The following is a 22,610-nucleotide window of genomic DNA, read 5'->3' on the forward strand; positions in this document are numbered from 1 at the left end:
ACATAGACATGCGTAAGATCTTGGCTCCACGGCCCGTACAGCGGCCTGCGAGAGCCATTCAGCCGGAACCGGCCCCGTATCCCGAGCCGGAACGGACGGACGCTCAACCGGCGTTCTCCGTGGACCTGGAACCGTACAGCGCGCCGAACCACGAGGGAGCCACCGTGACCATTGCCCGGCGACTGCTCAGCACGGAAGACCTGGCCGAGCTGCTCGACGTCGACCCGTCCACGATCCGCCGGTGGCGCACCGCTCGCCCGGTGCAGGGACCGCCGTTCATCCAGATCTCGGAGCGCGTCACCAAGTACCGGCCCGAGGATGTCGAACGGTGGCTCGATGGCCTGCGTGTTGTGCCCGAGGCTGCCTGATGGCCGCGCCCCAGATGCCGCCGATCGGCGTGGAGCTGGCCGCCGATGTCGAGCACCGTCCCGACCGCGCGAAGCCTTACCGGGCAAGGGTTCGATGGGTCGACCCGCACACCGGCCAACGGCGCTCCAAGTCCGAAGCACATCAGGATCCGGAAGAGGCGCAGCGCTGGATCGAGGGCATGCAGCGCGCGGCGCGGGGCGGGGTCGATCCGACCGCCGCGACCATGCGGCTCGCCGACTACGGCGAGGCGGTCATGACTCTCGCGACGCGCGGACTGGAACGCAAGACCCTTGACCCCTACCTTGCCGGGTGGCGGAAGCGGGTCGTGCCGACCCTCGGGCATCTCCCGGTGCGGATGATCACGAACGGTGCCGTTGACCGGGCCGTGCACGGCTGGATCGCCGACGAGTGCGGGCGCTCGACGGTGAAGAACAGCATCGCGATCCTCGTGCGGGTGATGGAGCAGGGCGTCCGGGACGGCATCATCGACCGCAACCCGGCGCGCGTGAGCGGGTGGCAGCACGAGTACAAGCTCGCCGAGGACGAGTTGGACGACCCGCGCTCGCTCGCGCTGCCCGACTGGGAGGCGCTGGTCCGGCTCGCCGAGGCGCTCGTGGCCCGCTCGCACGGCCAGTACGCGGGGTGGGGCGAGGTGGTCGTGTTCGCCGCGTGCACCGCCGCCCGGATCGGCGAGGTGTCCGGCGTCCGGGCCGGGGACATCGACCCCGACACGTGGACATGGACCGTGCGCCGACAGACGACTCCGGGGCCGGGCGGGCTGATCGACAAGGGAACGAAGGGCAAGCGGGCACGCCGGGTGCCGATCACCCTGGAGGCGCGCGACCTACTCAAACCGCGACTCGATGCCGCGAAGACACCGGACGCCCGGCTGTTCACCGGCCCGCGCGGCGGCCGGATCAGCACGGCGGTACTGCGCGATGCCACACACTGGGATGAGGTGGTGGAGGCGCTCGGCTTCGAGCACCTACGCCGCCACGATCTGCGGCACACCGGCCTGACGTGGCTCGCCGATGCGGGGGTGCCGGTCCACGTTCTGCGGAAAATCGCGGGGCATGGGTCGATCACGACGACGCAGCGTTACCTGCATCCGGACCGCCGCTCGATCGAGGACGCCGGAACGGCCCTAAGTGCCCATCTAGCGGCCCGCCGCTCCTCAAGCGGTCTCCACCCTCAAGCCGCCCAGATTCATCACAATGCCCAACCTGCGTAGATAAGGGCCGTTGACCTGGGTTAGAGCCCAGCGTCAGCGGCCTTTGGGCATTGGCACGATGGACGCGGTCCTGGTAGTAACATTCGCCGAGATTCTTGTCGAATCACCAGGAGGTAGCGGTGGCGCAAAATCGTCCGGATGTGCCGGCCTCGTTAGTGCGCGATGTGCTCGTCGAAGCGGGGCATCGCTGCGCAATACCAACGTGCCGCCAGCATCCCGTCGAAATTGCCCACATCGTTCCCTGGGTAAGGGTTCGGCGTCACGAAATGATCAATCTCATTGCGCTGTGTCCAACCTGTCATACTCGATACGACAGGGGTGAAATAGATCGCAAAGCGATGCAGATTTACAAGCAGAAATTGTCGCTGATTAACGGGCTTTACAGTGACCTTGAGAAGCGGGTGCTTGAGCATTTTGCCAAGGTCCGCGACGCCAAGAGGGCGACGCTGTTTCCGGCTCACATACGCCGGCACGTCGGTGAGGAGGCGTTCCGGAAGCTCATCGAAGACGAGTTCAAGCTTGAGTCAGGGGTCGTGCTCAAGGCGCTCGATGGCATAGAAAAGTTCCCCGGCAATGTTGTAACTTTGCCTGCTGGGCATACACTCCTACTGTGGCAACTCTTTCGTGATGGGTACCTTGAGCAGATTCCGGGGTCGGAGATCTCCATTTCAGGAGTCGTGCTTCGTGAAGATTATCGACTGACCGAGGCCGGGCTTGACTTCCTCGATCGATGGATTACCGCAGACGCGTTGAACCCGGGTGACTATGACCGGTGCGACTGTGGTGTCGGAAAGTGTTTTTCGCACAAGATTCGTTCCGGTGAGGTAACCGGCGGCTTGCCTAGACCGCCCCAAGGTTCGACGTCAACCAGGGGCTGACAGTTCGGCCTGGGTAACGAGGGTTGGTCCCCAAGGGGTCCCCGGCGGCAAAGTCGCCTAGATCAACTGGGGTGATCTGCAACTCAAAAGCAAAGTGCCGTTGACCAGGGTTTTCACCCTGTCGTCAGGGGCCCTTGCAGTATGTCGGGAGGCGTTTCCGGGTTATAGGGCCGGGATGCCTTGCTCGCCAGGGGCAGGTCATGCCGGCCTGGCGGAATCGGCGGGCGCTGCTCAGGCTCGTCGGATGGACCGTTCTGCGCTGTTGTTCCGTTGCCACGGTTGGTCACAATGGCGGGCGTGCGTATTCCGAAGCGTTGGTGGGCAGACCGGCGAGGAGGCAAGCCTGCCCAGTCTGCCGATAGGCCGTTGCGGGTGCTGCCGTGGTGGTGGGCGGCTGTCATTGTGGTAGTGGTCGTGGCCGGCGGCGCGGTGGCGATGTGGCTGCTGGGTGTGTGGAGGCCGATGCCGCCGACAGTTAAAGATCCGGATCAGTTGCGTCTGGATCGGATTAAGACTGCGCTGACGGTGGCGGCCGGACTGGCCGCCGGTGCGACGTTGCTAATGACGTTGCGTCGGCAGATGTCCAGTGAGCGGGCGCAGCGGTTCGCCGAGAGCGAGGCGCTGGAGCAGCGTTCGACGGCGTTGTACGTGGCGGCGGCGGACCAGTTGGGTAGTGACAAGGCTGCGGTCCGGCTGGCTGGTTTGTACGCCTTGGAGCGGCTTGGTCAGGACAACGTGAAGCTGCGGCAGACGGTGGTCGACGTGTGGTGTGCATACCTTCGGATGCCGTATGTGCCGCCGGTTGAGGTGCGGCGACGCAACAATGCTCGGTCGCCGGAGTATCTCAGCGCCGATCAGGAAGCGCCGGACGTCAAGGAGGAGGCGGAGCGGCAGCAGGAACTGCAGGTGCGCCTGACGGCGCAGCGTCTGCTCGCGGCCCACCTCGGTCCGGAACTCGCGGGGGTGCATTGGCTTGACGCCAAGGATGCCCGGATGGTGATTGATCTCGTCGGCGCGGTACTAGTCGATTTCAGTCTCGACGGATGTGAGGTCGGGCGTAGTTCGTTCAGTGGGGCGCAGTTTCATGGTCGCACTGACATGGTTGAGGCACAGTTCCACGACGTCGCTGACCTGCATAGGGTGCAGTTCCACGGCAACGCCAACCTGATGACTGCACAGTTTCACAGCCACGCCGACCTGCGCGGGGCGCAGTTCCATGGCCTCGCTTACCTAGGTGAGGCGCAGTTCCACGGCCTCGCCGACCTGCGCGAAGTGCAGTTCCGCGGTGACGCCCTCCTGCCCGCGGTGCAGTTCCACAACCTTGCCCAACTGGCCGAGGTGCAATTCCACGGCTACGCCAGTCTGGCCGAGGCACAGTTTCACGTCGGTGCCGATCTGGCCGGGGCGCAGTTCCACAGCGACGCTTACTTACGCGAGACGCAGTTCCACGGCGCCGCCGATCTGCAGGAGGCGCAGGTCTACGGCGATACCGACCTACGCGGGGCGCAGTTCCACGACTACGCCTACCTGAGCAGGGCGCGGTTCCATGGCGTCGCCAACCTAGGTGACGTGCGGTTTAGCCAAGAAGTCGATCTTTCACAGGTGGCGGTAACGTCGAGAGCAGTCTTGCCTCAAGGCTGGACCCTGCCGAGGGGCGGCCTGCCGCCGGACCGGCTGCGGCTGGTGAGGAAAGGTCACGTCAGTGAGCGTGGGGTGGAAGCGGTAAACGACTGATAACCACGCCTTCTATCGATGCCCAGAGCCCGCCGATCGGCGAGCCCTGGGCATCGTCGTGTTCGGACGCGCAGCGGCCCGAAGGGCCGCCTTGAAAGCGCATCGAAGGTTCGCGCCCGGACTCCGTGTTTCTGTCGGCGCAGATTCCGGCCGGAGGACTTAGGTCGGACTTCCGGTAGCTGGGTATGCCGACACTAGCCACGCCTGGACCATGGCGGCGGTGCTGTAGCCGTGGGCGCGAAGGATGTCGACGATGTCACGGCCACAGATGATGACGATGGGGTGCTGGTCTTCGCGGACCTCGGCGTATGCCTGGCTGTTGACGAAGGAGGTGGTGACGAGCACGCCGAACATGCGGTGGCGGATGCGGGAGATGAGCCGGGAGGTCTCCTTGACGCCGACGGAGTGGTCATCGGCGTAGCACTTGGCTTCGAGGATGAAGTCGAGCGAGACTCGGTCGGCGGCAGGCCCAAGCTGGTAAATGCCGACTGCATCGCGGCCGAAGTCGCGCACGGCGCGGGTGACCGTCGTCGCGCCGGTTGCCGGAGCCATCATGCGCCACAGTTCAACGGCGCATGCCTCGAAGTCGCTCCAGCGGTCCGTGAAGTGTTCGTGGATGGCCTGGAGCATTGCGCGTCCGACCGGATCGGCAGGGAGTTGTTCGCGCTGGCTGCGAACGATCCTGGTCGCCGGCGCGACCAGGGTGTCGTAAGCGCGGCCGTCGACCCATTCCTTCCACGCCTGTGGGCAGGCGTCTCCGGTGCGTTCGCCTGCCAGTACCTGGGTGAGCCAGGCGCGGGTGACTACCGGTACGTCCAGGACGGTGAACCGTGCGCGGTAGTTCTGGAACCGCTGGCCGGCGGTGCTGCGCCAGATGGCCTGCAAATCCTCGTCGGAGCTCAGAGCGGCGCCACCTGGCGCGAGGAGTCCGCGGAAGCGTACGGCGCGTCCGGCCGGGCCGGCTTTGGCGAAGAGCAGGAACGGCGGTACGTGCTGCCGGGCGCTTGCGTCGGCGTGGCAGGCCTCGAACGCCTGCTTCAAGATGAGGTTGCCGCGGCGTGGCGTCTCATGTAGCAGGTGCCCGGGGGTTCGGTTGTCGCCGAAGTACGTAAAGATCCCGGCCTGTTCGTCGAGGACGTCGGGCCAATCCGGGTTTTCGCCCGAGGTGTAGAGGACCACGAGGCGCACGTCGCCCGCCGTCGGTGATCCCTTGTATCGGAATCCGCCCTGGTTGCCGACGGGCAGCAGCCGCTGAAGCGGGTCATCTGCGCTCGTGCCGGCCGTCCCGCCGGCATACGCAGCGTCCAGCACGAGGTCTGCCGCGGCGAGGGCTTCGAACGGCACCGCAGTGCTTGGCAAGGTCACGGCAGGACTGTAACGGTCGGCTCCTAGCCGGACTGATAGGTCAGCAAGTCGGCGCTAACCCGCCACCCGAACGGTGGCTGGTCCCCAAATGGTCCCCAGAGCCAAGCCGCCTAGATCCACTAGCGCGACCTGACCAGCACGGTAAAAGGCCGTTGACCTGGACTTAAGCCCAGTTCAACGGCCTTTTTCATGCTGTCGGGACAGCGGGATTTGAACCCACGACCCCTTGACCCCCAGTCAAGTGCGCTACCAAACTGCGCTATGTCCCGGTGCCCCACGCTCACGCGCGCAGCCGGTACAGCGTAGCGCATCCCCCCGCCCCCCGCCCAAGCAGTATCCCCCTCCCGCGAGCCAACCCCCACTACGCTCGTGCGATGCGCCTAGAGCTGGTCACGATCGTGGTGGACGCGTACGACCCGGCGATCGAGTTCTTCGTCGGTGTGCTCGGGTTCGAGCTCGTCGAGGACTCGCCCTCGCTCACGAGTGTCGGGCAGCGGGCGAAGCGCTGGGTGGTTGTCCGGCCGCCCGGGGCGCAGACCGGCATCCTCCTCGCGCAGGCCGATGGGGAGCGGCAGGTGGCCGGGGTGGGGGAGCAGGCGGCCGGGCGGGTCGGGTTCTTTCTTCGCGTCGAGGACTTTGATGCGGCCTTCCGGCGGCTCGTCGAGCACGGGGTCGTGATCGAAGGGTCACCCCGTGTGGAGGAGTACGGGCGGATCGTGGTGTTCCGCGATATTGCCGGGAACCGGTGGGACCTGCTCGGACCGCGATAAGAAGCCGCAAAAAGGGACGAAACGGCGTCGCGGGCGGAGGGCTCGGCGGCCTAGCGTCCGTCGCCGTGCTGGGTGTTGAGCTGTTTGAGCTGTGGCGGGTCGGGCGGGTTCGGATGCCGGCGCTCGCGGAGACGTACTGGCGGGCGGCCGGGGATCTGCGGGCCGTGCCGCACGATGACGCCGAATGGATCTCGCTTCGGTGGCAGCTGGCCGGGGTGCTCGCCGCCGCGGGCGGGCAGGTCGAGGAGGCCGCCGAGGCCGTGTGCGTCGCGGTGGCGCGGTACGCCGAGGCCGATGAGGGGGCCGGGCGCGAGTTCCGGCGGCTGCGGGACGCCGGTGGGGTGCTTCGCGGATGACGTACGAGATGCTGATGCGCCACGCCGCCGACATGCGCGATCTCGCGGTCTCGGTGGCGTCCGCGGGGATCGGGGACGATCCGTATCGGCGGCGGAGCATCGAGCGGGAGTTCGCCGACCTTCCGGACGCCTTCCGGCCGATCGCGAGCTTTCCCGATCCGCGGGTCTTCGAGGCGCGGATCGAGCGGGTGCGGGATGTCCTGCGTGGACTGTCCACTGGGGACGGCGAGCTGGCCGCCCCGGGGCTCGGGGACCTCAGCAGCTCGCTGCGCAACTGGCAGGGGGAGGCCGCCGAGCGGTTCAAGGCCGGGTTCGTCGAGCCGTGGCCGGCGTTCGTGCGCAACCAGTACACCGTCGGGGTCGTGCTCAAGGCGGGGCTCGAGGCGCAGCGCGACATCTGGGCCAGGGCGCGGCAGGACGCGGACCAGATCGCGGAGCAGGGGCTGGCGGCGCTCGGGGCCTGCGGGGACTGTACGCGTACCGAATGGACGGTCACCTTCACCGTGGTCGCCTCGGTGGCGGCGATCGTGGCCGTCCCCGTCGGCGGGGGAGTGGCGCTGGCCGCGGGCGGGATCGCCGGGCTGGCGCAGGTCGCCGCCGCCACGGGGCCGGCCGAGGCGCCGCGGACCACGTTCAGCGCCGACGATCCGGCCGAGGTCGCCGACCGGGTGCGGGAGGCCGTCACGCAGCTGCGGCGGCATGTCCACGAGAAGCAGGACGAGGTGCACCGGGCGCTTCGGGACACGGGGCGGGTGCTGACGGACCGGCCGGGGCTGTTCGGATGGCGATAACGGTCACCGTGCGGGGGACCACCGCCACGCTGTACGACGACACCGTCGAGATCTCGGGACCGTGCCCGGCCGGGGATCTCGAGGCGATCGGGCGGGCGCTGTGGGCGGCCCGGACGCGGGAGACGCTGCGGCGGGCCGGGCTGACGCGCGAGCCGGCGCCGGTCGGATGGCGGGCGCAGGAGTACGTGCGGCGGCGGGCCGAGATCGTCGCATGTGGACGGTCGCGGGACGGCCGGCTGGAGCTGCGGGGAGTGCGGGTGTTCCGCGTCGCCGGCGAGGTCACGAGGGACCGGGTCCAGGAGGCGGCCGCGGCGCTCATCCGGGACCAGCGGGAACAGGTCGGGGCGCTGAAACGACGAATCTGGCAACCGGCGGGCTCAGGCTGCGGCTTCCAGCGGTGACAGGACCCGCACCGCCCCGTCGGCGAAGATGCCGATCCGGCCGGGGCCCGCGTGCTTCGCCCCGTGCATGGCGGCGTCCGCGTCGTGCAGCAGCTGGTCGATCTCGGCGTGGTTGCGCCAGCAGGCGACGCCGATGCCGGCCGCCGTGCTCAGCTCGACGCCGGCGACGCGGACCGGTTCGCGGATCGCGTGCAGCAGGCGGGTCGCCACGTGCACCGCGTCGCCGGTCGAGCCCATCCCGTCGAGGATCACCGCGAACTCGTCGCCGGCGAGGCGGGCCGCGATGTCGCCGCCGCGGATCGAGTCGTGCAGCCGGTGGGACACGGCCGCGAGCAGCTGGTCGCCGGCGGCGTGCCCGTACGTGTCGTTGACCTTCCGGAACCCGTCCAGGTTGATCAGCAGCACCGCGACCGGGCTCCCGCGGCGGGCCCGGGCCATCGCGCGGGTCAGGTGCTCGCGCAGCAGCTGCCGGTTCGCCAGGCCCGTGAGCGCGTCGTGGAACGCCTGGTACTGCAGCGCCGCCGCCCGCTCCGCACACGCCAGCCCGAGCGAGGCCTGCGCGGCCAGCGACTGCAGGGCCGGGCGGGACTCGGCGGGCAGGGGCTTGCCGGCACCGACCAGGAGGGTGCCGTACCGCACGGCCGACATCCGCAGCTCGAACCCCTCGGACCGGGCCCCGCCCGCCCCCGCGAACGCCGTCGCCGGCGCGGGCCCGGCCGCCGCCGTGACCTCCTCGCCCTCCGGCCCCGGGCAGATCGTCACCGCCCACGCGCCGGGCGCGCCGGTCATCAGCTCCACGGCCGCCTCGACGGTGTGCCGGCACACCGCCCGCGCGTCGGCGGTCGTGCCCAGCGACGAGCCGAGCCGCGCGAAGACCCGCTCCCGGGCCGCGGCGCGCTCCTGGCGCCGGGTGGTCTCGGCGATCACGGCGGTGAACAGCGCCAGCGCCGGCACTCCCGGCGCCTGCCGCAGCATCCGCAGGAGCGAGTCCGGCTCGGTCAGGGCGACCGCGGCCGTGACCGCGACCAGCACGGCGAGCGTGTAGGCGAGCACGTGCGGCCAGGCGCCGTACAGCCCCCGGTAGGCCACGAGCACGCACGCGAGCCCGAGCGAGCTCGTCCAGTCGTGCACGCCGAGGCCGATGACCGCCAGCGCGGACGCCTCGAGGAGCCAGGACCACGGCGGGTAGCTCTGCCGCCGGTACCGATGCAGCCACCAGCAGCCGAGGACCACCGCTGCCCCGGCCGCCGCGACCCGTGCGGGCACGGACGCGCCGCTGCCGCCGGCGACGACCCGCGGCAGCACCAGCACCAGGCAGAACACCCTGAACACGAGGAACAACCAGCGGATCCGTCCATCGAGCGCCTTCGGCAGCCCGAGCACCCTGGTCATGCCCGAATCATGCCCGCACGATCGGCCGGGCGGACGCCGAACTGAGTAATGATCCACTGCTCCGGCGCACTGGATCGTGCCGCGCACCTGGCGCTACCCTGTCCGCACCGCCCGCGATGGGTGGGCGATACCGCTCATCTCGGCTCAGGGTCGGCCGAAGGTATGGCGGCCGGAGGTCCGCCGGCCGGGGCGAAGGCGGTGATGACGGGCGGTGAAGACCAGCCGGCTCCTCGCCGTGTACGCGCCCCTGTTCACCGTCGCCGCCGCGTGGGCGCTGCTGCGGCTGGCCGGCTACGAGGGCGCGCTGGTGCTGGGCTGGCTGCCGGGCGCGATCGGCATCGCCGTCGGCGGCGGATACCTGCTGGCCGCCTCCCGCACGCCCGGGCTCGACCCCGCCGGGCGCCGGTTCTGGCGTCACCTCGCCATCGCCGCGCTGCTCATCGCCCCGTCGACCGGCCCGTTCACGGAGGCGAGCCTGGGCGGGCGCAAGTCCGGCCCGCTGCTCTTCGCCGCCGTCGGGCTGCTCGCCGTGGCCCTGCTGCTCGTGCTCTGGGCCCTGCTGCGGCTGCCGACCCGGGTCCGCGGGCGCCGCGACTGGCTGCGGCTGGGGCTCGACGCGGCCACGGTACTGGTCTGCTCGGCGACGTTCCTGTGGCACTTCGTGCTGCGCGGGGTCGCCGGCGCGCCGCTGCCGCAGGTGCTCGGCCTGAGCGTGCTGAGCGTGCTGTGCCTGCTCGCCGTGCTGGCCGTGGTGAAGCTCATCCTCGCCGGTACCAACGCCGTCGACGCCCGGGCCCTGCGGGCGCTCGCGCTCGTGGTCGTGATCGGCGCGGTCGGCTCCGCGCTGGTGCCGGTGCTGCCCAGCCCCCGCCTCGCCGGCGTCTCCGACCTGGTCACCATGTGCGAGGCGCTCATGGTCGCCGTCGCCGGGGTGCTGCAGGCGCGCCGGGCGGGCGCGGGCCGGACGGTCCCGGTCGAGCGGCGACGGCCCTATTCGGTGCTGCCGTACGTCGCCGTCGCCGCCGTCAACCTCCTCCTCGTCGCCGTCACGGTCGACGAGCTCGGCACCCTGCCCGTGCTCTTCGGCGCCGTGACGGCCACCGGCGCCGTCGTCGCCCGCCAGCTGCTCGCGTTCCGCGACAACGACGGGCTGCTGCGGTCGCTGCGCGAGCACCAGCGGCTCCTGCACGAGCAGGCCACGCACGACGCGCTCACCGGGTTGCCGAACCGGGCGCTGTTCAACGAGCGCCTCGAGCACGCGACCGCGGCCATCCTGGTCGACCTGGACGACTTCAAGGCCGTCAACGACACGCTCGGGCACCCGGTCGGCGACGGCCTGCTCGTCGAGGTCGGCCGGCGCCTGCGGGCCGCGGTGCGCCCGACGGACCTGGTGGCGCGCCTGGGCGGGGACGAGTTCGCGGTCCTGGTGCCGGAGGGCTCGCAGGACGGGCTGGACGGCCTCCCGGCCCGCATCCTCGCCGAGCTCGACCGGCCCGTGCACACCCACGGTCACGTGCTCACGGTGACGGCGAGCGTCGGGGTCGCGGCCCGGACCGACGGCGACGGCGCCCAGGACCTGCTGCGCCACGCCGACATCGCCATGTATGCGGCGAAGCGGCGCGGGAAGGGCACGTTCGCGCGGTACACCCCGGATCTCAGCGGTCTGCTCATGACCCCCGAGTCCCGGCTGGGCGATCTGCGGCGGGCGATCGCGGCGGCCCGGCCGCCGTTCACGCTCGAGGTGGGGCGGGCGGCCCTGGTGTCGCCCGGGTTCACCGCTGAGCTGACCGCCCTGCTCGCCGAGGCCGGGCTGGAGCCGGGCGGGCTGACCCTCGCGCTGCCGGCGGCGCAGCTGGCGGTCGACGGGGTGCTGCGGCGGGTCATGCGGGAGCTGCGGGCGGCGGGCGTCGGGCTGGCCCTGGACCAGACCGGCACGAACACGGTGCGGCTGGATCTGCTCAGTGCCCTTCCGTTCACCGCGGTGATCGTCGAGCCGCTCGCCGGCGACGACGATCGATCGCGGGCGTTCGCCGAGGCCGCGGCCCGGTTCGCGCGTGATGCGGGGATCGATTACAGGGTTCGATCCGAGGGCTCACTCCTAGAGAGCGCTCTCTAGATTTTCAGTTCCGGAACCGCAGGCCTCTTGACTTCCCGGCTGCCACGGATAACCCTCGTCCTTGGAGAGCGCTCTCCGAACCTCACCCCGGTTCTCGGGCCGCCCGTTCCCGGTCCGGTGAGCCTGACACCCCGTCGGCCGGAACACAAGAGCGACCGCCGCACCCCCGCGGCGGATCGTCCGGCTGCCGCCATGCCCTGAATCAGGAGCAGTGATGCACACCGCCGCACCGCCAACGGCGAACCGCCGCCGCCGAACTCTGATCCTCGCCGCCATCGCCACGTTCGTGGTGCTGGCGACGTACGTGGTCACCACCACCCTCACCGCCTCGGCCGCCGACTCCCTGATCTCGCAGGGCAAGACGGCCCTGTCGTCGTCCGACGAGAACGGCGGCAGCCCCGCCTCCGCCGCGTTCGACGGCAACACCACCGGGACCCGCTGGTCCAGCGCGTTCAGCGACCCGCAGTGGATCCGCGTCGACCTGGGCCAGACGGCGACCATCTCGCAGGTCAAGCTCTACTGGGAGGCCGCCTACGCGAAGTCCTTCCAGATCCAGACCTCGCCCGACGGCAACACCTGGACCAACGTCTACTCGACCACGACCGGCACCGGCGGGACGCAGACGCTGACCGTCACCGGCAGCGGCCGCTACGTGCGCATGTACGGCACCGTCCGGGCCACCGGCTACGGCTACTCGCTGTACGAGATGCAGGTCTACGGCTCGTTCGGCACCACGAACCCGACCGGCGGCCCCTGCGACACCACCGCCAACGCGGCGCAGGGCAAGGCGGCCGACGCCTCCAGCACCGAGAACGGCGGCACCCCGGCCTCCGCGGCGGTCGACGGCAACGCCGGCACCCGCTGGTCCAGCGCCGCGAGCGACCCGCAGTGGCTGCGCGTCGACCTCGGCTCGGTCCAGTCGATCTGCCAGGTCACCATCAACTGGGAGGCCGCCTACGGCAAGGACTTCCAGATCCAGACGTCGACCGACAACGCCAACTGGACGACCATCAAGACGGTCACCGGCGGCACCGGCGGCAACCAGGTGCTCAGCGGCCTGAGCGGCTCCGGCCGTTACATCCGCGTCTACGGCACGGCCCGCGGCACCGGCTACGGCTACTCGATCTGGGAGCTCATCGTCAACACCGGTGGCACGTCGCCGACCACGTCGTCGCCGTCGCCGACCACCAGCCCGACGCCGACCCCGACCGGCCCGCAGCTGCCCGGCGGCGGCGACCTCGGCTCCAACGTGATCGTGTTCGACCCGAGCCAGTCCTCCGCCACCATCCAGGCGAAGCTGGACCAGGTCTTCACCGCTCAGGAGACGAACCAGTTCGGCACCGAGCGCTACCAGTTCCTGTTCAAGCCGGGCTCCTACAGCGGCCTGAACGCCCAGATCGGCTTCTACACGTCGATCAACGGCCTCGGCCAGAACCCGCAGGACGTGCAGATCCACGGCGACATCACCGTCGACGCGGGCTGGTTCCAGGGCAACGCGACCCAGAACTTCTGGCGCTCGGCCGAGAACCTCTCGGTCTACCCGGTCTCCGGTGTCGACCGCTGGGCCGTCGCGCAGGCCGCGCCGTTCCGCCGGATGGACGTGCACGGCGGCATGACCCTCGCGTCGCCGAACTGCGGCTGGGCGTCGGGCGGCTACATCGCCGACTCGCGGGTCAGCGGCAACATCAACCCCTGCTCGCAGCAGCAGTGGTTCACCCGTGACTCCACGATCGGCAGCTGGAACGGCTCCGTGTGGAACATGGTGTTCTCGGGCGTGCAGGGCGCTCCGGCGAACAGCTTCCCGAACCCGCCGTACACCGTCCTGGGCACCTCGCCGGTGACGCAGGAGAAGCCGTACCTCTACGCGGACGCGTCGGGCTACCGGGTGTTCGTGCCGTCGCTGCGGACCAACAGCAGCGGGGCGACCTGGATCAACGGCCAGACCCCCGGCACCTCGCTCCCGCTGAGCCAGTTCTACGTGGCCAAGCCGGGCGTGACCGCGGCGACGCTGAACCAGGCGGTCGCGCAGGGCCTGAACCTGCTGTTCACCCCCGGCGTGTACCACCTGAACTCGACCGTCAACATCAACCGCGCCAACACCGTGGTTCTGGGCCTGGGCTACGCGACGATCGTGGCGGACAACGGCGCGCTGCCGATGGCCGTCGGTGACGTCGACGGCGTCAAGATCGCCAGCCTGCTCTTCGACGCCGGCCCGACGAACTCCCCGGCCCTGCTGCAGGTCGGCCCGAACGGCGCGACGGGCAACCACGCCGGTGCCCCGAACCTGATCTCCGACGTGTTCCTGCGCGTCGGCGGCGCGGGCGCGGCCAAGGTCACCAACGCCCTCGTGGTCAACAACAACAACACGATCATCGACCACATCTGGGCCTGGCGGGCCGACCACGGCGCCGGAGCGGGCTGGACGTCCAACCCCTCCGACACCGGGCTCATCGTCAACGGCCAGAACGTGACCGCCTACGGCCTGTTCGTCGAGCACTTCGAGAAGTACAACGTCATCTGGAACGGCAACGGCGGCAAGACCATCTTCTTCCAGAACGAGCTGCCCTACGACCCGCCGTCGGCCGCCGCCTGGTCCCACGACGGGATCACCGGCTACGCCGCCTACAAGGTCGCCAACAATGTCACCTCGCACGAGGCGTGGGGCATGGGCAGCTACTGCGTCTTCACCAGCGACGAATCCATCGCCGCCTACCACTCCTACGAGACGCCGGTCAACGCCAACGTCAAGTTCCACAACATCCTGACCGTCTCCCTGGGCAAGGGCTCCATCACCCACGTCATCAACGACACCGGTGATGCCGCCCTGCCGAGCGCGGTCGTCCCGCACAACGTGATCAACTTCCCGTAGGACCGCACCGCGAACGGGCCGCCCGGCATCCCGCCGGGCGGCCCGTCCGCCTACGGCACCAGGTGGATGCGCACCTTGCGGGCCGTGACCGCGGCCTCCTCCAGGACGGTCAGGCGCGGCTCGGCGACTTCGAGCAGGTGCGGGTGGCGCAGCGCGGCCAGGGCGGCGAGGCGCCGGTCGGCCAGGATCGCGTCGACCATCCCGCGGTCGCCGCCGCAGACGAGCGCGGCGAGGCTCGCGACCTCGGGCAGCAGCACCCGCTCGGCGATGTCCGCGGACTTGCCGGCGACCGCGTCGGACTGGTTGTCACGCCGGCGCGCGTAGCGCTGCTGGGACCAGCCACCGGCGGCGGTGCGCCCGTGGACGTGGAACCGCTCGACCTTCGAGGACGTGATGGCGCCGCCGTCGGCGATCCCAGCCGCCACCGCGCCCTTGCGGGCCAGGAGGAGCCCGATGCGGGGCGGGGAGGCGACCCCTCGCAGCAGCGCGTCGATGTCCTCGGCCGCGTCCAGGCCGGGGGGCGGGTGCAGGGTCGCCTTGTCGCCGTTGCTCGTGCCGGTCAGGGTCAGCCCATCCTCGTCGGCGCCCTGATGCCGGCCGTAGAAGCCGTCCAGCCAGCCCCGCAGGCGCTCCGGGGAGATCTCCACCCAGCGACCGCCGCCGGCCGCCGGTTTGGCCGTCACCATGCGTCCGATCCTAGGCGACCATCATGCATCGCCCGCCATCGCTCGCGCGTAGTAGGTCACCCCGGCGACGTGGTGGACGACCTCGCGCAGGGTCCACGTGTCCGGGCCGGGCCGCTCGTCCAGCGTCGCCTCCGGCAGGCCGTGCAGGCGGGCCCGGTACGAGACGGCGAGCCGCGTCAGCCGGCTGGTGGCCTCCTCGAGGTCGGTCTCGGTGAACCGCGCGAAGTCCGCGTGCGTGGTGACGGCGCGGCCGTGCCAGTGGTCGGGGAGCGGGTCCAGCCCGGCGAGGCGGCACTCGATCTCGGCGAGGTGGTCGATGAGGTGGTCGGTGACCCGCCGCAGCGACTTGTGCGGCGTCCACGCGTTGCCGTCGAAGCGCACGGGGCGCCCGTCCCACCCGAGCCACGCCGCGGCCGTGCGCAGCACCTCGTCGACGGCGGCGTCGATGACGTTCACGAGTTCCATGCCGGGAACCTAGCGGCGCGACCGTTCGGGCCCGGCCGAACGGATTCCCGCGTTTTCCACGCTACGCGGATTCGGGGGCCACAGGGCGGGAATGTTCATGAACGGCGGCGCGGTGCCGATCTCGGCGGCGTGGAGAGGGTGGCGACCTGGCGACCGACGCGGCTGCTCATCGCGGCCGCGACGCTCGCGGCCGGGGCCGAGATCTGGTTCGGGGTCGGGCTGCTGCACCCCACGCCGGAGCTGGTCAGCTGGGTGGCGGTGCCGCTCGCGGTGGGGTTCGCCGTGGCGGGCTGCCTGCGGGCCGCCGCCGCGGACGGGATCGCGCCCGGGGCGGCCCGGTTCTGGCGGCACGTCGCGATCGCGATGGCCCTCGTCGGGCTCGGCGGAATCAGCAACGGCGTCGACATGCTGCGCGGGATCGTGCGGCCGCAGCACGTCGGGCCGCTGACCGCGGGGATCTACGTCGCGGGGCTGGCGGTGCTGCTGTGGGCGATGCTGCGCATCCCCGGGGCGCGGCGGACCCGCGGGGAGTGGCTGCGCTTCGGGCTCGACTCGGCCACCGTCCTGGTCGCCGTCATGACCTTCGCGTGGCACTTCCTGCTCAGCGACTGGCAGGCATGGTCCGGCGGCAACGCGACAGGGGCTCGGGCCGTGATGTCGCTGCTGGCCTGCGCGGCCGTGTGCGTCTTCGCGTTCGTGAAGATCGCGTTCACCGGGACCGGGCCGCTGGACCGGCGGGCCCTGTACCTGCTCGCCTCGGCCGGCGGGGTCGGGGCGCTCGGCGGGGCCCTCGCGCCGCTGCTGCAGTCGCGCCCGTACCTCAACGGCACGCCCGTCATCCTGCCCGTCACGTGCCTCGTGCTGGGGCTGGCCGCGGACCGGCAGCGGCGCGCCGCCCGGGCGACCCCGCCGACGCCGGCGCGCCGGGAGCGGCCGGGGTTCGTGTCCTACACGGCCGTCTCCGCCACCTGCGTGCTCCTGCTCGCCGACGCCTGGGTGCGCGGCGGGGACATCCTCGGCGTCGCCGCCGGCACCGTCGTGCTGTTGGTGCTCGTGGCCTCGCGGCAGCTGACCGTGCTGCGCGACAACACCGGGCTCGTGCAGACGCTCGCCTGGCAGGCCACCCACGACTCGCTCACCGGGCTGGCCAACCGGCGCCTGCTCAGCCAGCACGTGGCCGGCGCGCTGACCGGGCAGGCGCGGATCGCGGTCGCACTCGTGGACATCGACGACTTCAAGGCGATCAACGACGACCTCGGGCACGGGGCCGGCGACGCCCTGCTGCGCGCGGTGGCCGGGCGGCTCGAGGAGCTGGTCGCCCCCGGGTCGCTCGTGGCCCGGCTCGGCGGCGACGAGTACGCGCTGGTGTTCCCGGCCGCCGACGAGCCCGCGGCGCTGCGGTTCCTCGGCACGCTCGCCACCGGGCTGCGCCGCCCGCTCGACGCGTCCGGGCACGCCCTCGTGGTCGAGGCCAGCATCGGGGTCGCGATCGGCGGCCCGGGCACCACGGCGGGGGAGCTGCTGCGGCGCGCGGACGTGGCCATGTACGCGGCCAAGGTGCAGGGCAAGGGCCGGCAGGTCGCCTACGACCCGGCGATGGACCAGCGCGGCGCCGAGCAGGCCCGGGTCGCGGCCGAGCTGCGCACCGCCCTGGACACCGGCCAGCTGCGCGTGTTCTACCAGCCCATCGTGCGCCTCGACGACGGCTGCCCGGTCGGCGTGGAGGCGCTGGTGCGCTGGGTGCACCCCGAGCGCGGCCTGATCCGGCCCGACCTGTTCATCCCGGCCGCCGAGCGCACCGGCATGATCGTGCCCGTCGGGCAGTGGGTGCTGGCCGAGGCGTGCCGGCAGGCGGCCCGCTGGCGGCGCGAGCTCGGGCCGGAGGCGCTGCGGTACGTCTCCGTCAACGTCTCCCCCCCGCCAGCTGCGCGAGTCCGGGTTCGCCGGGCGCCTGCGCGACGAGCTGCGCGCCGCGGGCCTGCCGCCGGCGTGCCTCATGGTCGAGGTCACCGAGACGGCGGTGTTCGACGGCGGCTCCGCGCTGGACGAGCTGCACGAGGTGAAGCGGCTGGGGGTGCAGGTCGCCCTCGACGACTTCGGCACCGGGCACTCCTCGCTGGGCCTGCTGCGCACCTGCCCGGTCGACGTGCTCAAGGTGGACAAGTCCTTCGTGGACAACGTGACCGAGGCCGGCGCCCGCTCGGTCATCGCCGAGGCGCTCATCGGCATCGCGGACGGGCTGCGGCTGCGCGCGGTCGCCGAGGGCGTCGAGACCGAGGCCCAGGCGCAGGCGCTGCGCCGGCTCGGCTACCAGTACGCGCAGGGCTACCTCTACGGCCGCCCGGTCCCGGCCGAGGAGCTCACGACGCTGGGCCAGGCCCCCGCCGGGCGGGTCGCGGCGCACTGACAGCGGCGGATTGGCAGCGGCGGATTGGCAGCGGCGGGCTGACGGCGGCGGCCCGGGCGGGGGGCCGCCGCCATCGCCCGGTCAGTCGGGCAGACGCACGATCGAGGTCCCGTCGACCTCGCTCTTGAGCAGCTTCAGGCCCGTCGGGGTCGGGCCGTCGATCTTCGAGCCGTCGGCGATGCTGAACCTCGACTGGTGCGCGGGGCAGACCGCGATGCCGTTCTGCGGCGCGGTCACCAGGATTCCCTTGTGGGGACAGGCGGCGTCGAACACCTTGAAAGTTCCACTCACCGGCTGCGTGATCAGCACGCCGTTGGCGACGATGCCACCGCCGACGGGTACCTGGGCGGTGTCCCCGACCGTGGTCTTCGCAGGGCCGGACGACTCGGACGACTCGGCCGGGGCCGGCGGTGCCGCGGCCGGGGCCTTCGCGGTGGCGTCACTGTCGCCGCAGGCGGCCAGCAGGGCAGCGGCGCTCAGGCCGCCGAGGCCGGCGAGCAGGGCCCGGCGGTGGGCGCACGGCAGCGTTTGCGCGGGTACTTCGGTCATTGCCACGATGTCCTCTCGGCGTGCGGGCACGGCACACCCCGCCACCACACTGTGGCGCGGCTAGTTGAGGGCTCGGCAATGATACATAGACATATAGAAGATTAACCAGAGTTGGCCGGCCCGCCGCCGCGGGTGACGACCCTGGTCGGCAGCACCACCCGCCGGGGCGGACCGTCCGCGCCGCCGATGCGCGCGAAGAGCAGCTCCGCGGCCCGGGCCCCGAGCTCGGCCGCGTCGTAGGTGACGAGCGTGACCGGCGTCGGGAGCAGGTCGGCCAGCTCGAGGTCGTCGAACGCGGCCACGCCCGCCCCGCCCCCGTGTGCCCGCACCGCGTGCAGCACGCCCACCGCCATCCGGTTGTTGTCGGCGAAGACCGCGTCGGCGGGGGAGGGGCCGCGCAGCAGCGCCAGGGCGGTCGCGTGGGCCGCCTCGACCGTGTGCACGCCGACGTGCACGAGCGCCGGGTCGGCCGCGACCCCGGCGGCCTTGAGCGCCTGCCGGTAGCCGGCCAGCCGCCGCGCGCCCGTGCCGACCGAGGGGTCGCCGCCGATGTAGGCGATGCGGCGGTACCCCAGCCGCAGCAGTCGTCCCACCGCCTCCCGGGCGCCGCCGTGGTTGTCCAGCACGACGGAGTCGGCCGCGACCCGCCCGGGCGCGCGGTCGATGAACACGATCGGCGCCCAGCCGGCGAGCTCGTCGTGCAGCGCGCGCTGCGAATGGGAGGTCGGCACCACGAGCAGCCCGTCGACCCGCCGCCGCAGCACCAGGTCGTGCAGCAGCTCCCGCTCGGTGTCGAAGCTCTGCCGGGTGCTGCCCACCACGAGCATGTGCCGGTGCCGCCGGGCCACGTCCTCGGCGCCGCGGGTGATGCCGGACCAGAACGGGTTCGCCACGTCCTCGATGACCAGCGCGACCGTGTGGGTGTTCTGCCCCGGGCGCAGCGTGCGGGCCGACTCGTTGCGGCGGAACCCGAGCGCGGCGATGGCGCGCTCGACCGCCTCGCGGGTCTCCGCGCGGATGTACCGCTCGTGGTTGACCACCCGCGAGACCGTCGCGACGCTCACGCCGGCCTCGCGCGCCACGTCGTGCATCGTGGGGCGGCGCAAGGACATCGAGGCTCCTCTCTTGACGGGGGATACCGTACATGATTACGTTTTCTGAAAACGTTCACATAGACGTTGATCTTTAAAACCAGGCCGCCACCTGGGGAGGTACGCCATGCTCAAACAAGGAGCCACCCTCGCCCTGACCGCCCTGCTGCTTGCCGGGGCCGCCGCGTGCGGCTCGTCCAGCGGGGACGACGCCAAGACGATCACCGTCGCCTACCAGAAGTTCGGCGCCTTCATCCAGCTCGACGACCAGCTCAAGCGGGTCAAGGGCGAGTACGAGTCGGCCCACCCCGGCTACACCGTCAAGCTGCTGCCGATCGAGGCGTCCGAGAACGACTACTACACCAAGCTCTCGCTCATGAACCGGTCCCCGAAGACCGCGCCCGACGTGCTGTACGAGGACACCTTCCTGGTCAACACCGACATCGCGGCCGGGTTCCTGGCGCCGCTGGACGACCAGCTCGCCAAGTGGCCGGACTGGAGCCAGTTCAGCGACGCCGCCAAGAGCGCCGCGAAGGGGCTCGACGGCAAGACGTACGGCGTGCCGATGGGCACCGACACCCGCGCCCTCTACTACAACCAGGACCTGTTCCAGCAGGCCGGCCTGCCCGTGCCCTGGCAGCCGAAGACCTGGGACGACATCCTGGCCGCGGCGCGCACGATCAAGGCGAAGCTGCCCGGGGTCACGCCGCTGAACGTGTACTCCGGCAAGGGCGCGGGCGAGGGCTCCACCATGCAGGGCTTCGAGATGCTGCTGTACGGCACGAGGCACACCCTCTACGACGACGCGTCCAGGAAGTGGGTCGTCGGCAGCCCGGGCTTCGACGACTCGCTCGGCTTCATCAAGACGATCTTCGGTGAGAAGCTCGCGCCGGAGCCGCAGGACGCCCTCGACCCGAACTGGGGCACCCGCGTCTCCACCGAGCTGCTGCCGACCGGCAAGCTCGCCATCAACCTCGACGGCTCGTGGCTGTCCAGCACGTGGCTTCCGACGGGCAGCAAGCCGTGGCCGCAGTGGAGCACGGTGCTCGGGGAGGCCGCGATGCCGACCCAGCACGGGGAGGCGCCCGGCCGGACCAGCATGTCCGGCGGCTGGGTGCTCTCCGTCGGCGCGCACACGAAGAACAAGCAGGCCTCGTTCGACTTCGTCACCACGATGCTCAACAGGGACAACGCGCTCGCCTACGACATCGCCGCCCAGCAGATCGCCGAGCGGGCCGATGTCGCCGCCGACCCGAAGTACCTCCAGTCGAACCCGGCCCTGCGGTTCTTCACGGATCTGGTGAAGGTGACCCACTTCCGGCCGGCGTACCCGGACTACCCGCACGTCTCCGACGCGATCCAGGTCGCGATGGAGTCGGTGATGACCGGCCAGGCGACCCCCGAGGCGGCCGCGAAGACGTTCGCGGAACAGGTGAGATCCGCGGTCGGCGGGGACGACAAGGTGACGACCGCGTCATGAGTCGCGCGTTCGCAGCGCGGGCGGCGGCCCTGGCGCCCGCGCTGCTGCTGCTCGGCGTGTTCTTCGCGGGGCCGCTGCTGTGGAGCGTGTACAGCGCCTTCACCGACCTCGCGCTCACCGGCACCTCCGAGGTGCACTTCGTCGGCGCCGACAACTTCGTCACCATGTGGCACGACAAGCAGTTCTGGAACTCCCTCGAGCTGACGCTCATCTTCGTCGTCGGCTCCGCGGTGATCGGCCAGAACACCCTCGGGCTGCTCATCGCGCTGCTGCTCAAGGGCGTCGGCAAGGTCACCCGGGCCGGGGTCACCGGCATCGTGGTGGCCGCGTGGACGGTGCCGGAGACCGTGGCCGGCTTCTGCTGGTACTCGTTCCTGCACCGCGAGGGCACCCTCAACGCCCTGACCGGGCCGCTCGGGCTGCGCCAGAACTGGCTCTACACCGCCCCGATGCTCGCCGTCATCCTCGCCAACGTGTGGCGCGGCACCGCCTTCTCGATGCTGGTGTACCAGGCGGCGCTGGACGACGTCCCGCCGGAGCTGCACGAGGCGGCCTCCGTCGACGGGGCCTCGGTGTGGCAGCGCCTGCGCTACGTGACCCTGCCGCTGATCCGCCGCTCGATCGTGAGCAACCTGATGCTCATCACGCTGCAGACCCTGGCGTCCTTCGGGCTCATCTACGTGATGACCAAGGGCGGGCCCGGCAACCGCAGCCAGACGACGCCGATTTACATGTACCAGGAGTCCTTCCAGTTCTACAAGCTCGGCTACGGCACGGCGATGGCCCTGGTCCTGCTGCTCATCGGCGCCGTGTTCTCGCTGGTCTACGTGCGTGTGATCCGGCTGGAGGAGGCGTGAGACTCGCGTCCCGGGCCGTGCTCGCCCTCGTCGCCGTGCTGTTCCTGCTGCCGTTCGTGTGGCTGCTGGTCGCCTCCGTGCAGCCGGGGGCCGCGCTGTCGGCCCACATCGACTGGCACTTCACGACCCGCAACTTCGCCGACGTGCTCGACGCCGAGACCGTGTTCGTCCCGATGCTCAACTCGCTCGTCATCTCCGGCGGCACCGCGCTGCTCACCGTGGTCGCGGCGGTGTTGGCGGCGTACCCCTTGTCGCGCCACCACAGCCGCTCGGGCCGGGCGCTGATGTACACCATCCTGTTCTCCACCTGCCTGCCCATCACCGCCGTGATGGTGCCGGTCTACACGCTGTACAGCCGCTTCGAGCTCACCGACTCGGTCCCCGCGCTCATCCTGTTCATGACCGCGTCCTCGCTGCCGTTCGGCATCTGGATGATGAAGAACTTCATGGACGGCGTCCCGGTCGAGCTCGAGGAGGCGGCGTGGACCGACGGGGCCGGCTGGGCGCAGTCGCTGCGCCGAATCGTGCTCCCGCTCATGGTCCCCGGCCTGACGGTCGTCTTCGTCTTCACGTTCGTCCTGCAGTGGGGCAACTTCTTCGTCCCGTTCATCCTGCTGCAGGCGCCCGAGAGCCAGCCGGCCTCGGTCACCATCTACACGTTCTTCTCGACCTACGGCCAGGTCGCCTACGGGCAGCTGGCGGCGTTCGCGATCCTCTACACGGCGCCGGTCGTGCTGATGTACTCGGTGTTGTCGAGGGTGTTCGGCGGGGCGTTCAGCCTCACCGGTGCGGTGAAGGGATAG

Annotated in this window: 19 protein-coding genes, 1 tRNA gene and 1 pseudogene; 14 read left to right on the forward strand and 7 right to left on the reverse strand. The window is 70.8% G+C overall.

Features of this window, described 5'->3' with window-relative positions; all coding sequences use genetic code 11:
- Positions 1–164: 164 nt before the first annotated feature.
- From AC6JBM_RS00965 to AC6JBM_RS00980, 4 genes are all read left to right on the forward strand, one after another.
- On the forward strand, positions 165–368 hold the full coding sequence (locus AC6JBM_RS00965; protein ID WP_497981709.1) for a helix-turn-helix transcriptional regulator: 204 nt from the start codon (positions 165–167) through the stop codon (positions 366–368).
- Entirely contained in the window at positions 368–1,600 is a 1,233-nt protein-coding gene (locus AC6JBM_RS00970) for a tyrosine-type recombinase/integrase (RefSeq protein ID WP_497981710.1), read from the forward strand. The genes AC6JBM_RS00965 and AC6JBM_RS00970 overlap by 1 nt, the downstream gene beginning before the upstream one ends.
- Positions 1,601–1,719: 119 nt before the next feature.
- Positions 1,720–2,478: an HNH endonuclease gene (locus AC6JBM_RS00975; RefSeq protein WP_497981711.1), complete on the forward strand. Its 759-nt coding sequence runs from the start codon at positions 1,720–1,722 to the stop codon at positions 2,476–2,478.
- 297 nt (positions 2,479–2,775) lie between these two features.
- The gene (locus tag AC6JBM_RS00980; RefSeq protein ID WP_497981712.1) at positions 2,776–4,212 is read left to right on the forward strand and encodes a pentapeptide repeat-containing protein; all 1,437 of its coding nucleotides are present in this window, start codon (positions 2,776–2,778) and stop codon (positions 4,210–4,212) included.
- A 159-nt stretch (positions 4,213–4,371) separates the two neighbouring features.
- Here AC6JBM_RS00980 and AC6JBM_RS00985 read toward each other — a convergent pair whose 3' ends face one another.
- Together AC6JBM_RS00985 and AC6JBM_RS00990 are read right to left on the reverse strand one after the other, a co-directional pair.
- Positions 4,372–5,577 carry a restriction endonuclease gene (locus AC6JBM_RS00985; RefSeq protein ID WP_497981713.1) on the reverse strand — a complete coding sequence of 402 codons (1,206 nt, stop codon included), beginning with the start codon at positions 5,575–5,577 and terminating at the stop codon, positions 4,372–4,374.
- A gap of 195 nt (positions 5,578–5,772) precedes the next feature.
- Positions 5,773–5,846, reverse strand: a tRNA-Pro gene (locus AC6JBM_RS00990).
- A 105-nt stretch (positions 5,847–5,951) separates the two neighbouring features.
- On the opposite strand from AC6JBM_RS00990, the gene AC6JBM_RS00995 reads away from it, so the two are divergent.
- The 4 genes from AC6JBM_RS00995 to AC6JBM_RS01010 all read left to right on the forward strand — a co-directional run bounded on the left by AC6JBM_RS00995 (position 5,952) and on the right by AC6JBM_RS01010 (position 7,895).
- Entirely contained in the window at positions 5,952–6,347 is a 396-nt protein-coding gene (locus tag AC6JBM_RS00995; protein ID WP_497981714.1) for a VOC family protein, read from the forward strand.
- Between the two features lie 65 nt (positions 6,348–6,412).
- The gene (locus AC6JBM_RS01000) at positions 6,413–6,703 is read left to right on the forward strand and encodes a hypothetical protein (RefSeq protein ID WP_497981715.1); all 291 of its coding nucleotides are present in this window, start codon (positions 6,413–6,415) and stop codon (positions 6,701–6,703) included.
- Positions 6,700–7,494 carry a hypothetical protein gene (locus tag AC6JBM_RS01005; protein ID WP_497981716.1) on the forward strand — a complete coding sequence of 265 codons (795 nt, stop codon included), beginning with the start codon at positions 6,700–6,702 and terminating at the stop codon, positions 7,492–7,494. Before AC6JBM_RS01000 ends, AC6JBM_RS01005 begins: the two co-directional genes overlap by 4 nt.
- On the forward strand, positions 7,485–7,895 hold the full coding sequence (locus AC6JBM_RS01010) for a hypothetical protein (protein ID WP_497981717.1): 411 nt from the start codon (positions 7,485–7,487) through the stop codon (positions 7,893–7,895). Before AC6JBM_RS01005 ends, AC6JBM_RS01010 begins: the two co-directional genes overlap by 10 nt.
- Here AC6JBM_RS01010 and AC6JBM_RS01015 read toward each other — a convergent pair.
- The gene (locus tag AC6JBM_RS01015) at positions 7,872–9,287 is read right to left on the reverse strand and encodes a diguanylate cyclase domain-containing protein (RefSeq protein ID WP_497981718.1); all 1,416 of its coding nucleotides are present in this window, start codon (positions 9,285–9,287) and stop codon (positions 7,872–7,874) included. The two genes, AC6JBM_RS01010 and AC6JBM_RS01015, sit on opposite strands and share 24 nt — an antisense overlap.
- A 211-nt stretch (positions 9,288–9,498) precedes the next feature.
- Between AC6JBM_RS01015 and AC6JBM_RS01020 the strand changes: the two genes are divergently transcribed.
- Both AC6JBM_RS01020 and AC6JBM_RS01025 read left to right on the forward strand, forming a co-directional pair.
- Complete coding sequence (locus tag AC6JBM_RS01020) at positions 9,499–11,403, forward strand: diguanylate cyclase domain-containing protein (RefSeq protein WP_497981719.1); 1,905 nt, start codon at positions 9,499–9,501, stop codon at positions 11,401–11,403.
- 214 nt (positions 11,404–11,617) lie between these two features.
- Positions 11,618–14,272: a pectate lyase-like domain-containing protein gene (locus AC6JBM_RS01025; protein WP_497981720.1), complete on the forward strand. Its 2,655-nt coding sequence runs from the start codon at positions 11,618–11,620 to the stop codon at positions 14,270–14,272.
- Between the two features lie 50 nt (positions 14,273–14,322).
- On the opposite strand, the gene AC6JBM_RS01030 is transcribed toward AC6JBM_RS01025, so the two are convergent.
- Positions 14,323–14,958, reverse strand: a complete 636-nt coding sequence (locus tag AC6JBM_RS01030) for an acVLRF1 family peptidyl-tRNA hydrolase (RefSeq protein WP_497981721.1) — start codon at positions 14,956–14,958, stop codon at positions 14,323–14,325.
- Between the two features lie 21 nt (positions 14,959–14,979).
- Positions 14,980–15,423, reverse strand: a complete 444-nt coding sequence (locus AC6JBM_RS01035; RefSeq protein WP_350624904.1) for a DinB family protein — start codon at positions 15,421–15,423, stop codon at positions 14,980–14,982.
- Between the two features lie 654 nt (positions 15,424–16,077).
- Here AC6JBM_RS01035 and AC6JBM_RS01040 point away from each other — a divergent pair.
- A pseudogene (locus AC6JBM_RS01040) lies at positions 16,078–17,830 on the forward strand (putative bifunctional diguanylate cyclase/phosphodiesterase).
- Between the two features lie 81 nt (positions 17,831–17,911).
- On the opposite strand, the gene AC6JBM_RS01045 reads toward AC6JBM_RS01040, so the two are convergent.
- Positions 17,912–18,379, reverse strand: coding sequence for a Rieske (2Fe-2S) protein (locus tag AC6JBM_RS01045; protein WP_497981722.1), 468 nt, complete (start codon positions 18,377–18,379; stop codon positions 17,912–17,914).
- Positions 18,380–18,480: 101 nt separating this feature from the next.
- Positions 18,481–19,491 (reverse strand): LacI family DNA-binding transcriptional regulator, encoded by a 1,011-nt coding sequence (locus AC6JBM_RS01050; protein WP_497981723.1) that lies wholly within the window; start codon positions 19,489–19,491, stop codon positions 18,481–18,483.
- Between the two features lie 106 nt (positions 19,492–19,597).
- On the opposite strand from AC6JBM_RS01050, the gene AC6JBM_RS01055 reads away from it, so the two are divergent.
- The 3 genes from AC6JBM_RS01055 to AC6JBM_RS01065 are packed head-to-tail and all read left to right on the forward strand — an operon-like array spanning position 19,598 to position 22,610.
- Positions 19,598–20,950 (forward strand): extracellular solute-binding protein, encoded by a 1,353-nt coding sequence (locus AC6JBM_RS01055; protein WP_497981724.1) that lies wholly within the window; start codon positions 19,598–19,600, stop codon positions 20,948–20,950.
- Complete coding sequence (locus AC6JBM_RS01060; RefSeq protein ID WP_497981725.1) at positions 20,947–21,807, forward strand: carbohydrate ABC transporter permease; 861 nt, start codon at positions 20,947–20,949, stop codon at positions 21,805–21,807. The genes AC6JBM_RS01055 and AC6JBM_RS01060 overlap by 4 nt, the downstream gene beginning before the upstream one ends.
- A complete protein-coding gene (locus tag AC6JBM_RS01065; protein ID WP_497981726.1) occupies positions 21,804–22,610 on the forward strand; it encodes a carbohydrate ABC transporter permease in 807 nt (268 codons plus the stop codon). The genes AC6JBM_RS01060 and AC6JBM_RS01065 overlap by 4 nt, the downstream gene beginning before the upstream one ends.

It is taken from the genome of Dactylosporangium thailandense (assembly GCF_059739745.1).